Source organism: Marinobacter sp. (genome assembly GCF_048259445.1).
In the GTDB taxonomy this organism is placed as follows: Bacteria; Pseudomonadota; Gammaproteobacteria; order Pseudomonadales; family Oleiphilaceae; genus Marinobacter.
Window position 1 is genome coordinate 11,999 of sequence record NZ_JBLXHQ010000019.1, and the last position, 12,996, is coordinate 24,994.

The following is a 12,996-nucleotide window of genomic DNA, read 5'->3' on the forward strand; positions in this document are numbered from 1 at the left end:
AGAGATCGTTGCGCTGTCCGGCTTGAAGAGGAAAACATACGCCTTAGTTACTCTGATGGTGAACTGAGCTTCAGCCGATAACCGAGCCGATCACTCTCGACCCTGGGCGCCTCTGCCACATCGGCAAACCCCCGCCGCAGGCGACTTATAGCGGTATTGAGCACCGTGTCCTGCGGCGGCAGATTCTTATAACTGGCCCAGACCTGGTGCCATAAGGCTTCACGGCTGACGTATTCACCTTTAGCCGCCACCAGTACCGCCAACACATCAAACGACTGCGGACGAAGTGCGATCTGCTGCCCCCGCCATAAAGCGCTGCGATTCATGAAGCGAACTTCAAGATCCTCCCACACATCGACTGACTCGGGCACTCGGATTCCGGACAGGCGGCGGGCAAGCGCCCGTAAACGCGCATGCAAAACTTCGCCATCGTAGGGTTTGTTAATGTAATCGTCTGCGCCCAGATCAAGCGCCTCAACATGATCGCTCGAACTACCCAGACGACTGGCAACCAGCACACCGGGTGCTGCTGACTCAAGCGCCTTGAACCAATTCAGCAGCGCTAAACCCTCTTCGGCATCTTCTAACATACGATCAAGCACAACCAGGTCATAAGCCGTATTCGAACAGGCAGCCCGTGCTGCCTGTACCGTATTGACCACCCTGTAAGACCAACCCAATGCCTTCACCTGAGTGATTACAATGGTTGCATCGGCAAAATCATCTTCCACTATCAGGATGTTCAAAGGCTGTGAAGCTGTCATGGGTATGGCACTTCCCGGAAACTTGTTATTTAGATCTTATGTTAACGCAAAGCCTGCTAGGCTCAGACAAACCATTTCAGTTAGGGCGGTTTATCTTGGCACACTTCTCATTGTCGCTGCACTCAGGGTTCTATAGCCTCGCATTAGCATTTATGGCACTTGCCCTGACAGCCTGTGCCACATCGTCGCCCGGTTCAGCCGAGCCTGTCGTTCAACTGGAAAGATCACAAACAGCCACAGAGGTGGCAACCGCGTTGCTTCAGACACAAGAAACTTACTACGCCGCATTAGAAGACCAGAGTGCACAAGGTATGGTCGACGCTGCTACCGCAAGAAACAATCTTCCCTTTTCTGCACTTGCAAGCCTGGAAGCCAAAGCCGCTATTCGTGCCACCACAATCAGCATGCTCAACCAGGCTCGATCGTTTACCGTGGATAATCAGTTGTTGTCTGACCGCATCGACAGAGAGCTTGACCGACTCAGCACGGCCAAAAACAGCCCACGCCTGCTTACCGGTGGCCTATTCGGCATAAAAAAACCGAATCAAGATGAGAGCTTTGTTCGCACAATTAACCTTCAGGGCAACGCTACCTTCACGATTGAGCTGGAATCAGGCGCTGCCCCGGGAACCATTGTCTACGTTGAGCATCAATTGAATGAAAAGATCCTACTCCGCTTGGTAAATCAGCAGGGTATCCACCTCTGCTCCCAACAAAATCCGCGCGGCCACCTGATCTGTCGTCACAAGCAAAAAGTGGCTGAAAAACTCACTGCAACAGTCACCAATCTTGGGTCTATGTCGACCAGTGTCCTATTTATTCGGAATCAATAAGCGTTATATGATCACAACTGACCGCAATGGTTTTTTGACTGCAGCAAACAAGCCAATTAAAGTTGAAAATCAAACATCGTAAGTAGAGATTTCTGAACATTAATGACCTATATTTCCTGATATCTTGAGCCAGTCTACCCTTCAACGAGATGATGCTTCATAACCCTTCATGAATTTTTATCATCGAAGAATCTAGCCGGAGATGCACGATCGTGAATGAATACCAACCTTGTATCATCGAACGATCGTGGATCAACGGGAATTTTGAACTGTGGCTACCTGAACAATGGGGCTCATAGAATGGATAGAAACAAAATATGAAGGGTCGCAAGGTCATTTATGGCACGTGCTAATTTACGCAGCATCAGAGCAAAAAGGTCTGGATATCTCTAGCTTGTATATAGAGCCAGAAGGTGATGTTTTCGTTGCTTACGCTCCGGATGATCGCGTTTTGATTCACGTAGCAAGCGTTATTAGTGAGCTCATTAGCCATAAAACGCTGATGCTCAAGACCGCTGAGTATGCTGAAGAAAAAAACCTCTGGAACAAGTTCCATTGTGCGCGCCGCTAAGTTGACCCACCTGCCTACAGTCGATCTGCGGCACTTTTTTGAAGTGTTTCACGAATGTGAGTTTATACTTCCTCAAGCTATTTAATATTTTATAGTTCGCCACATTTTTCTTATTATAGCTCGTCAAATGACCGCGCTCTTCAGAGTGCTCCAATAGCCTATCTAACGCCGCATCCAGTTCTTCTGATGTCAATGTCATTTCACCTACTCATTAGTGCTAAAAGCCTGATCGTAAATATCGCTGACATGTTGTGTAAAACGATCCAAATCATCATCAGAAGGAAATTCATCAATCATATCTGGATAATATATCTCAGAATCCATTGTGTTAACTGCTTCTATTATAGATGACATGCTCATAAGCTCTTGCTGGGACATAGAGAAAGTAATAGTGTCCTCTTTCACCCTATCCAATAAGGAAGACACCATTAAATGAAGATTTTTGTTTTCTTCGTCACTGGCATGCCTAAAAACAGGATCTGTGTTGTGTCCAGCGCGAATAATAACTTCAAGCATCTCCAACTCTTTATGAGACGTCTCTAATGTAATAGTACCACCCTTCAAGTTAATCGATTGCATACTAAATTGGCCTTCCAAATCGCCCGAATTATTTTTAATCTTAAATTAGAGGCTTTAATATTTGCAGATGTAAATAAGCAAAAGAAAATTTAATATTTTTAAAATAGGATGGCGTGAAAGCAGAGCGAAGTACAACTAATTTAATTTACTCGGTTGCCCCAATTTCATTGCTCAGGCCTTCAGCAAAATCCGCCGCAAGCTCAGCGTTTCGGTCTTTGAAGCCCTTAATCGCACTCTACAGGATCTGCTGTCCGAGCAGACTCTGCACACCCTGCTGATTACCCTGGCCGCCTCACCGCCGGCCATCTACTCTGGTTCAGCAGCTCGCGCTAAACCTCTGCAGCTTAAGTTGATAACTAATATGCCCCATAAAAGCTTGTCGAATCAATCAATAGAGGTGTTAGTTTCAGCCTGCTACATAAAACTTTCCTATTATAATATTTTCGAGATTTAAAATAACTTCATCCGTCTCGCTAAATCAGACACTCTTACCCAATTAAAATCGCCGTTATCATTTTCATAAAACTCTGCATTTTCATCCATCTTCTGTGTCAGCAGAAACCATTGGGATTCCGAAAGCTTGTTAAGAGGATGCCCGCCGCCAAGATCAATTAATGCCAGCGTGCTATTTATTTTCGCTACTTCTTTTCTCGACTGTAAAAGGCTTTGCTGTAATTTTCTATATTCAATGCTGTCCTGCTTTAAACTTTCAGCACCAGCTACTCCTGCTTGTGCCGCAATATTTAACCATTTTATTGCTGCTTCAGACTGATACTCATAGTGATAATATTGACCAAGGCTATAGGCTGCCCGCGCGTCTCCAGCTTCTGCGGCTTTTTGGGTTAGACGCAAATATTCGGATACATTTTTTTCAAGCCCTTGGCCACGTCGATACATGTCGCCCAATAAATAACTTGCAATTATATATTCGTTATCACTCGCTTTTTTTAGCCAAAAAGCACTATTTTTATAATCTTTCTTCTGATGATAGGCTACGCCTAAGAAAAACTGGGCGTCTTCAACGGTCTTGGATGCCGGTTTGAGTAAACGTATTGCGAGATCATTATCATTGGATTTAATCGCAGATTTTGCCATCTGCATCATGCTGTTTGTTACCCACGACGTGAGTAAGTATCGCAAATACTGTTCACTTGTTGCACCAGTTAGCTGGCTTTTTAATGTTACAACGTCACTCATCATCTCGCCACGATAGTAGACAGAAGATACCGCGTAAATATCATCTATTAATAACGGTCTTTTTCTATTTTCATTATACCTGCCTAAAGTGATTTTTAATGGTAAAAGGTAATTGGTGGCGCCATTACCATCTTGCGTGTAAAACAAAAAATGATTTAAATTGACATCAAATCGGTTTGAAACCTGCTTACTTGCGTCTAGTTTTACGTCGCCTAGTTCTTTAAAACTAATACCTAACTCTGTTGGGTCTTCAGGCTTACCGTTAATATGCGTTATTACAACAACCAAGCCATCTTTGGCTAATTTTTTCCCGACTGAATCAGGTGTCTGGTTCGCCCCGTAACTTATCTCTCCACCGAAATGATTGGCCGCTGAAAAGGCGCTTGCTGGCTTAGAAGAAGCAGCTTGGGTATGTAAAGCGGGCGTTAAGCAAAAAACTATTTTTACAACGAAGGCAATTATTTTTAGCATGTGACTATTTCCTTCTATGCTACGTTCAGATACTAAGCATTCAATTTACATTAAAACGATTTACCTTATTGTCACAGCATTCAATAAGTAAAAAATTTAGCGTTTTATGAAAAATTTTCGATAAACACTAGTTATCAAGCCACAAATCAACCGCCGCATCATAGCTCGACTGTCTGGCATCTTCAGACGCGTTATAACCGCTATTTCCGCGTTGTCGTGATGAGCCTTTTGAGACCGATCCGACGCCGTGCTTGTCGTAGGTCCAATGTTCCATGCTTGCAAATATTTTTTTTGCCTGGTTCAGATCACGCACCAAAAAAGAGGGGGATTGGTCGCGATAGTCCGGATGATCAGACCATTTGTCACAGGAAATAAACTTGCAGGTTCTTGCATTGTAACTTCCAACCCTACAAAACCTTTCGTTATTTGAAGACTTGAACCGATAGAGTCCTTTTCTTTGAATGCCGCTTTTGTTTAATACAGGTTCGAGGTAACTTTGCCTAAGTGGCCCGTATGTCTGCTTTCCACATGCTTGGCTTACACGCAACAAGTACTCGTTCCATACCCAGTTATCTACAAACGTTCGCCAGGTTCCTTTATTCAATTTTTGGTTGGGGCGTACGATCCTAGGGTCTGCTGTAGTATGAACGACACTGATAAAATCATATCCGGTGTGTGGTATTTCTTTCGTGACAATCACCTGAGCAATTCCCCAGTTCCCGATTTCATACCAGCCATGAGGGTTACCTAATTTTTCGATTGGGAGTTTAGCGGGCTTGGTGGAAACGGGCGGTGATATTGCCGGCTTCTTTGGCTTTTGCGCCTGAGCTTGAGCGGCCGATTTATTTGTCCGATTAAACTCGCCTTGGGAAAGAATCCAACGCGCAGACATAGCTTCTAGTAGGGATGTATTTTTCAATGGGATAGATTTATATTCTGGGGATTCTATCATATCAGAAATGTTCTCTAGAACTGATGGCACTGCCACTGTTCTTATCGACGAAAACACTCCTTCCACACCGAAATAACCCATATTTAGCCCTGCAGGCGTTCGCTCGAGGGTAAAAATAAAATGATCATTTTTATTTTCTTTGTTTATTATGGCGAGCTTTATATCTCCATAATCATCTAAGCCCATCAGATTTTGTCGGGGGGCTGATGCCAGTATACGCTGGGCACCAGGTATTTTAGACAAAAAAGCGATACCATGATAACGGTCAGATCTTACCTGGGTACCAAACTGAAGCGTGAAACCAATAGCGTCTAAAGGCACGGCTAATTTACCAGCTACTTTTTGACCGGTTTGAGAGAGTGCAGATGGCGAAGCCCAAGTTTTGGTTGAATCCGAGATTGACAAAAACCAGATGGTGCCATTGGATGTTTTACCGGTATAGTGCCCTGATAACTCGTGCATTTCCTTTTCAGTTAACAAATGATTTTTGAATATTACTGCATTGTCAGCAACAGTGAGGCAGCCAGAAGCCCCTACGGTTATTAGGATCAATAATAATTTTAAAAAGTTCTTTAATGTTATAAAGTTCTTCGAAATAAGCTGACGGGGGTTGGTATAAAATTTTCCTTTTTTATTTTTCATTGTTCACGCCCCTAATTGTCCTACTGTTACTCTTCACGTTCGGCCATCAACGCCAGAATCCGGTTATTAAAGTGTTCGGCGTATCGTGCCTGGCTGAAGCCCTCTGCATTAAACACATCAATAACGCAGCCACAGGCAAACGATTTCACCGCCAACCCCTTGGCAATTGCCTTATATTCTGCCCGGTATTTTGGCGAGCACACGAAGCCACCGGAACTGTATAGGTAGGGCTCACCCCTGCGAAAAGCGACGGCCGCGTTACGTTGCGCAGATTCTGCCGACCACCGAGCTGCCGTAAAGGAACTATCGGCCATTGAAGCCAGCGGCCAAACCAATAGCAGGCATAAGGCGATACTCGCCTTGTACAGAATTGGAGATGCCTTGGTATTCATAGCGAATTCTTCATCAGGGCATTTTCACCGTCGATAAACGAATGCTACTACGGTTAACTGAGGAGTTGCGCTAACAGTTACGGTTAGTGTAAGCAGGACCTGTTCATATGAACAGTTTTCCCGAGATGCTGCGCAATGGCCTTGATGCTTAATTGACGAAGCCTATCCTCCGGATAGGCCCCAACAGGCTAGACTACTCAATGGGTGATACGGCGGCATGATCACAGATTTGTGACGATTTTATGGTTCCGGACTTTGGAAAATTTATGGGTAAAAAGACAATCAACACTCTACTTTTACCTCAATACCTTATAGACCCCAACTGGTACGCATAGCTGGTACACGGCTGCTCTGTTTTGACTCTCCGTTATGTTTAGCCCGAGAACGCTACCGTCATTCCACCCACAAACTTGCCCGGAACGAGCTTTGACGCCAGAGCAACGCAACCCGGAGCGCGTGCAGGTTTATCAGTAGCGCCAGCACCCACTCAAAAGCGTTGTCTATCTGGCTGTATAGATCAGGCACTGCTGCGGTAAGAATGACGGATAAGAAGCCCACCACCAACGTCACCTGGCTGAGCCACAACAGGCGCTTTCCACTTTGGTGCCAGCGCGGGTGATCTTTCAGGGCCGAGCTGATCAATAGCTGCGCAATATACGTAAGCGAGAAATAGAGCACCACTCCAATACGGCGGATGAGGTTAAAGCCCTCGCCTTCATGGCCAAGTGCTAATGTGTAAGCGGCCAAGGCCACACAGGCCACCAGCCCAAGCCAAGGTATCCAGAGCTGGCCACGGCCTGAGGCGCCCAATTGCAACAACCAGAGGCGATTGAACCACCAGAACAGAATACCAAGCAAGGCCGCAGGCAACATGGCGCCCTTGAATATGAAATAGGCAGTGCCATGGCGGCCTGTTCGACTGATGCTGGTACAACTATCCCAGTAAGGTATGCACCAGGAGATGTAACCTTCGAGAACCGCAATGGCAAAAGTAGCATGAATGGTTACCAGCGGAATCAGCGCAGCTGCGATTGCCAACCACCACAAAGAAATGGAACGGCTCCGGGGTGTCAAATTCATCAGGCCTCCTGAAAGCGCATATTTCGCCTAACAACAGACGCAACTACCACTCCCAGACATGACCCTTACACAACCGGAAAGTTTCAATTCCTGAGCACTGAAGCACCGCAACAGGCCCAGCAGGCAATGTAGCGAGAAGATCGAGAGGATCAAATCATTGGCCGCTGATCAATCCAGTAACCCAACAAGATACCCCGAAAGGTTTTGGTATTGGTAATCCACCCTCGCATACACACTGGACGGAACACCCTCAAACTCGCGGCCGCAGTCGCGACTGCCGGCGTAGCTTTTGAGGTAGGCCTCACGGATAAGGTTCGAGGTCTCGTCAAGAGGTGCCCCCGGACTTCTGGCACTATAAAACAGCACCCACTCGAAGCTGTTTTCAGCATCGACGTTGCTGAGCCCTGCCATCTCGGGTGCCAGAAAGCCGTAACGCAGCGGCCGTTTGAGGCCATCTCTGGTATCAAACTCCAGAGCAAGTCCGGTAAAGCCCGCTGGCTGGGGCTCATAACCCGCGAACGTATAGTTATAAAATCCTGTTACGGCTTGATCTGCCTGCTTGGCGCTATCTTTGAGGGTGCAACTCTGGAAGCCGCTGCTGTAGATCAGGGATTCCAACGCAACACCGTCTCGCGTTAACTCATAGCCGGGGAAACCATCCGGGGCATTAATAAATTTCGGAACCAAGGTTCGGGTAATGGTGCTATTTGTTTGGGGAATGCTGGCAACCAGCTCTGCCAGTTTCCTGTCACTCAAGCTCCAGCTATAGGTTATCTCAGGGGTTCCTCCAAGCTCCGTCGAACCTGGCTCTATACCCTCCTGCTGATGGCAGGTGGTAACGGTTTCAAACCTGGCCGTGCGTGCAGCCCAGTCAAACACCACGCGTTCATCAACGGCTGGATCGGAATACGCAATTGCGCTCTGGGTTGATAGTGATGCTAAGGGCAACCACTGGGTACTGAGTTTTGCCATGTAGCCGTTCACGCTGATCAACCTTGCAATTTCTTGCATTGAAGGAACAAGACAGCCGTTGGCACTAATGGACTTCAGGCGGCCATCCTCACTGTAATCAAACATCAGCTCTGCCGAAATCAATAAGTTCGAACGGCTGGCAGGAAGCTGATCTGCCTGTTTGGACTGTGCATAAATACGCTGACGGGTGAGCAGTACAGGATCACTCAATTCCAGCGACACCTGGGGCAGTTCGATCAGATCAACATCCAAGCTTCCATAGCTGCCCTGGGCCGCAGAATCGACAGCGGCAATCACATCGCCTGCATTCTGCAAAAGGGAAACCCCGAGAAGAAAGGCTGCCTGGGGGCTAGGTAAGCGTTCGGTGCCATCACTCTCAGGCCTCGCCAGTGATTCGTTATAAGCGTCGGGAAACTGACTGGCCATGAAGCGCGCCATGGCTCGTGCATAGGCATGGGCACGATCATCTTCAGCGAGTACATAATCTGTCAGCAGGTTAATTCCGGCCAGAGCAGACAGGGACCTGCTGGTGGGGGCCAAGGCCGCGAGCCCGCGATAACGAGCCAGGGTGGTTAGAGGCGTAACGTTTCTTACACCGGGTTGTGCCGACAGTAAAAAGGCACGTGAAACCGGCACATCTCCGCCGCGCACCTGCTCCAGCGTTTTTCCGGGCAGTGCCAGAGCGTGTAAAGGGAATTTACGGGGATCGATATCAGGGCCAACTTCCGGATCTACGAGGAGTTCAGAGATATCCAGCGAGAACCGCCCACCCTCTTCACTCATGGCTGTAGGCTCACCGGATGGCAGCGTAACCTTCCGGCCAGAAGCCAACTCGTATACAAATGGCCCGGGCGTATACTGGCTGTCGCCATCCATATCGAGCCAGACCCGGGCATTTTTCAGGTAGCCGTCTATCACCCTGCCCGAGTAAGGAGCAGGCTCGCTGTATTGCACACCATCAAAGTTGCGCCCATCCACAGGCAACTGATCGGATTCCTTACCGCAACCGGCAATCGTAAGGAAAAGAATGGAAACAGGCAGGCAAATCAGGCGTTTCTTCACGGCAACCATTTATCCTTATTAGGGGTTGTGCCGCTACTTTAAGGGAAGTGACTGCCGGAGACCTTGATAGGTTTGGCAATTTGTAAAGTTTGGTAACAAGCAAGCCCCGGGAGCTGACCCCGGGGCGCTGGCAAAATACGGCTTAAAATGCGCGGGCAACGATCTCTTTCATGATTTCGTTGGTTCCGCCGTATATACGCTGAACCCGCGAATCAGCCCAGGCGCGGGCAATCGGGTATTCCCACATGTAACCGTAGCCACCGTGCAGCTGAACACACTCATCCATTACCCGACATTGCAGGTCCGTTGTGTATTGTTTCAGCATTGCAGCAGTCGGAATATCCAGCTTCTTCTCAAGATGGAGTTCCAGGCAGCGATCGGTGAACACCCTGGCTGCGGTGATATCCGCCTTCATCTCGGCCATTTTGAAGCGGGTATTCTGGAATTTGATAACCGGCTTGCCAAAGGCTTTGCGATCTTTCACGTAGTCCAGTGTCCACTGCCAGGCTGCCTCTGCAGAGGCAATGGCGGTCAGGCCAATCTGCAAACGCTCGGCGGGCAACTCGGACATCAGCTGGAAAAAGCCCTGGCCTTCCATGGGGCCGAGCAGGTTTTCCGCCGGTACTTTGACATCCTGGAAGAACAGCTCGGAGGTATCCTGAGCCTTCATGCCAACCTTGTTCAGGTTCTGGCCTTTTTCAAAACCTTCCCAGGCGGTTTCAACCAGCAACAGGCTGATGCCTTTCGCACCTTCTTTCGGATCAGTTTTGGCAACAACTATCACCAGATCTGCCAACTGGCCGTTGGTGATAAACGTTTTGGAGCCGTTCAATACATACTGATCGCCATTCTTGATGGCGCTGGTTTTAACGCCCTGAAGATCGGAGCCTGCTCCCGGCTCACTCATGGCGATCGCGGTGATGATTTCACCGGAGGCCATTTTCGGCAGATACTTCTGCTTCTGCTCTTCGGAGCCATAGTTCAATATGTAGGGAGCAACGATGTCGGAGTGCAGAGTCCAACCGATACCGGAAAGCCCGGCCCGTGAAATCTCCTCCATCACAACTGCGCTGTAACGGAAGTCAGCGCCAACGCCGCCGTACTCTTCAGGCATGGTCGGGCACAAAAAGCCCAGCTCGCCGGCTTTCTGCCACAATTCGCGGCTGACCTGTCCGTCTTTCTCCCACTGTTCATGGTAAGGCGCGGCTTCCTGCTCCAGGAATTTCCGAACGGAATCCCGAAAGCCATCAAGGTCGGCGTCAAAGAGCGTGCGTGGAATCATGGTGAACCTCAGTCAGTGAACAATGTGGTAATTAACGTTCACCAAGTCTCTGCCGGCAGGCCAGTTCGCTCAATGATGAAAACCATCAATCGTGCTGGCCAAAACCATCGTCACGCCTCTCTTTGGCTCTGACCCGTGCCTCGCCCCAACGGGGCATCAGATCCTGAGGCAGGTCCAGATGGTCGAGAATACGGGCCACAATAAAGTCCACAAGGTCCTGTACCGATCCCGGCTGATGATAAAACCCGGGGCTGGCTGGCATAATCACTGCACCCATTCGGGTAAGCTTCAGCATATTCTCCAGGTGCACTTCTGAATAAGGTGCTTCGCGGGGAACCAGAATCAGCTGGCGCCGTTCTTTAAGGGCCACATCGCCGGCGCGCTCAATCAGATTGTTACTGGCACCGGTGGCCAGTGCAGAAAGGGTGCCGGTGCTGCAAGGGCAAACGACCAGAGGCGCCTTCTCACCAGACCCCGAAGCGGGCGGCGAAAACCAGTCTTCGCGACCAAACACCAGTACCTGCCCGGGCTCTGCAGAGGCATATTCAGACAAGGCTCTCTGCATGGCCGGCGGGGTTCCCGGCAGCTTAAGGTCGGTTTCTGTTGCAATGACAATCTGCGCGGCCTTACTGACCATCACGTTGACCCGACAACCTGCGGCCACCAGACACTGCAAAAGGCGCAGGCCGTACTGGGCACCGGAGGCGCCGGTGAATGCGAGATTGATCGTTCGTGTTCTTGACAGATTATCAGTCATGGTTTCCGTCATCTTTATGGTTCCCTGAGTACCGGATCAGCCATGAATACGTTCGAGTTCTGCAATGAGCTTACCGTGAATACCGCCAAAACCGCCGTTGCTCATCACTACAATGTGGCAGGGGCTGGGCAGATCTGTAAGCACCTGCGCTACAAGGGCATCTACAGTCGAGTGCACTTGATGTTGCCTCGAACCCGGATTCCCAGACTGCCACGCCGCTACCAGTTCCGGCAGCCACTCCATACTGTTGAGGTTGGCCCAGAGCACTATGTCGGCCAAGGCCGCGCTGGGCAATAACGTGTGCTGATGAACACCTTGTTTCATGGTGTTGGAGCGAGGTTCGATAAGAGCAATAATCGGCTCCTCTCCCACCTGATTGCGCAAGCCGTCCAGCGTGGTTGCTATCGCAGTCGGATGGTGAGCAAAGTCATCATAGATCTTTACCCCACCTATATCCGCCAGCAATTCCATGCGTCGCTTTACACCGGAGAACCTGCACAACGCGGCTACCGCGTAATCCGGCGTCACGCCCACATGTCTGGCTGCGGCAATCGCTGACAAGGCGTTGCGCACATTATGCATGCCGGTCTGGCTCCACTTCACAACGGCAACCGGTTGCTCATGGTGCACAACCATAAACCGGCTACCATCCTCGGATAACAATTCGGCTCGCCAATCGGCCGTACCCGCTACTTCACTCCCAATGGCCGCGTCCTGCACAGGGCTCCAGCAACCCATAGCCAGCGCCTTATCCAGATGAGGGTCCAGGCTCGGGCGAACAATCAAGCCCTGAGAGGGAACCGTGCGAACCAGATGGTGGAACTGGCGCTCAATCGCTTCTACATTTTCAAAAATGTCCGCATGATCAAACTCGAGGTTGTTCAGGATCAGGGTGTGGGGACGGTAATGAATGAACTTGGAGCGTTTGTCGAAGAAGGCACTGTCGTACTCGTCGGCTTCAATAACAAAAAAATCGCTGCTCCCAAGGCGGGCAGAAACCGGAAAATCTTTGGGCACACCTCCGACCAGGTAACCGGGCGCGAGTCCTGCCTGCTCAAGAATCCAGAGCAACATGGCGGTGGTGGTGGTTTTGCCATGGGTGCCGGCAACAGCCATAACCCAGCGGTGCCGCAGCACTTCGCGGGACAGCCACTCTGGGCCCGACATGTAATCAATGTTGCGATTCAGCACCGCCTCAACTTCTGGATTACCCCGGGACATGGCATTGCCGATCAGCACCAGATCGGGCTTTGGCTCAAGGTGCTCCGCTTTGAAGCCGTCCATCAGGCTGATGCCCTGAGCCTCTAACTGGGTACTCATGGGCGGGTAAACGCCCTGATCAGAACCGGTAACGGTGTGGCCAAGCTCCCTTGCCAGAACAGCCAGGCTGCCCATAAACGTGCCACAGATTCCCAGGATATGAATGTGCATTCGCCGACTGT

The 12,996-nt window shown here is 49.5% G+C and carries 12 protein-coding genes; 2 read left to right on the forward strand and 10 right to left on the reverse strand.

Going from position 1 to position 12,996, the window contains the following annotated elements:
- Positions 1 to 47: 47 nt before the first annotated feature.
- Positions 48 to 764, reverse strand: coding sequence for a response regulator transcription factor (locus ACN0RL_RS13780; RefSeq protein ID WP_417517728.1), 717 nt, complete (start codon positions 762 to 764; stop codon positions 48 to 50).
- Here ACN0RL_RS13780 and ACN0RL_RS13785 point away from each other — a divergent pair.
- Both ACN0RL_RS13785 and ACN0RL_RS13790 read left to right on the forward strand, forming a co-directional pair.
- A complete protein-coding gene (locus ACN0RL_RS13785) occupies positions 752 to 1,597 on the forward strand; it encodes a hypothetical protein (protein WP_417517730.1) in 846 nt (281 codons plus the stop codon). The two genes, ACN0RL_RS13780 and ACN0RL_RS13785, sit on opposite strands and share 13 nt — an antisense overlap.
- Before the next feature lie 286 nt (positions 1,598 to 1,883).
- On the forward strand, positions 1,884 to 2,168 hold the full coding sequence (locus tag ACN0RL_RS13790) for a hypothetical protein (protein WP_417517732.1): 285 nt from the start codon (positions 1,884 to 1,886) through the stop codon (positions 2,166 to 2,168).
- Between the two features lie 204 nt (positions 2,169 to 2,372).
- Here ACN0RL_RS13790 and ACN0RL_RS13795 read toward each other — a convergent pair whose 3' ends face one another.
- From ACN0RL_RS13795 to mpl, 9 genes are all read right to left on the reverse strand, one after another.
- A complete protein-coding gene (locus ACN0RL_RS13795; protein WP_417517734.1) occupies positions 2,373 to 2,747 on the reverse strand; it encodes a hypothetical protein in 375 nt (124 codons plus the stop codon).
- Between the two features lie 450 nt (positions 2,748 to 3,197).
- Positions 3,198 to 4,415, reverse strand: coding sequence for a tetratricopeptide repeat protein (locus ACN0RL_RS13800; RefSeq protein WP_417517736.1), 1,218 nt, complete (start codon positions 4,413 to 4,415; stop codon positions 3,198 to 3,200).
- A 127-nt stretch (positions 4,416 to 4,542) separates the two neighbouring features.
- Positions 4,543 to 6,009, reverse strand: a complete 1,467-nt coding sequence (locus tag ACN0RL_RS13805) for a hypothetical protein (protein WP_417517738.1) — start codon at positions 6,007 to 6,009, stop codon at positions 4,543 to 4,545.
- Between the two features lie 26 nt (positions 6,010 to 6,035).
- A complete protein-coding gene (locus ACN0RL_RS13810) occupies positions 6,036 to 6,401 on the reverse strand; it encodes a hypothetical protein (RefSeq protein ID WP_417517740.1) in 366 nt (121 codons plus the stop codon).
- A 393-nt stretch (positions 6,402 to 6,794) separates the two neighbouring features.
- Entirely contained in the window at positions 6,795 to 7,481 is a 687-nt protein-coding gene (locus tag ACN0RL_RS13815) for a hypothetical protein (protein ID WP_417517742.1), read from the reverse strand.
- A 168-nt stretch (positions 7,482 to 7,649) separates the two neighbouring features.
- Positions 7,650 to 9,515, reverse strand: a complete 1,866-nt coding sequence (locus ACN0RL_RS13820) for a hypothetical protein (protein WP_417517744.1) — start codon at positions 9,513 to 9,515, stop codon at positions 7,650 to 7,652.
- Between the two features lie 142 nt (positions 9,516 to 9,657).
- Positions 9,658 to 10,797, reverse strand: coding sequence for an acyl-CoA dehydrogenase family protein (locus tag ACN0RL_RS13825; RefSeq protein ID WP_417517746.1), 1,140 nt, complete (start codon positions 10,795 to 10,797; stop codon positions 9,658 to 9,660).
- 85 nt (positions 10,798 to 10,882) lie between these two features.
- Positions 10,883 to 11,554, reverse strand: a complete 672-nt coding sequence (locus ACN0RL_RS13830; protein ID WP_417517748.1) for a flavin prenyltransferase UbiX — start codon at positions 11,552 to 11,554, stop codon at positions 10,883 to 10,885.
- 36 nt (positions 11,555 to 11,590) lie between these two features.
- Entirely contained in the window at positions 11,591 to 12,985 is a 1,395-nt protein-coding gene (mpl, locus tag ACN0RL_RS13835; RefSeq protein WP_417517750.1) for a UDP-N-acetylmuramate:L-alanyl-gamma-D-glutamyl-meso-diaminopimelate ligase, read from the reverse strand.
- Positions 12,986 to 12,996: the final 11 nt, after the last annotated feature.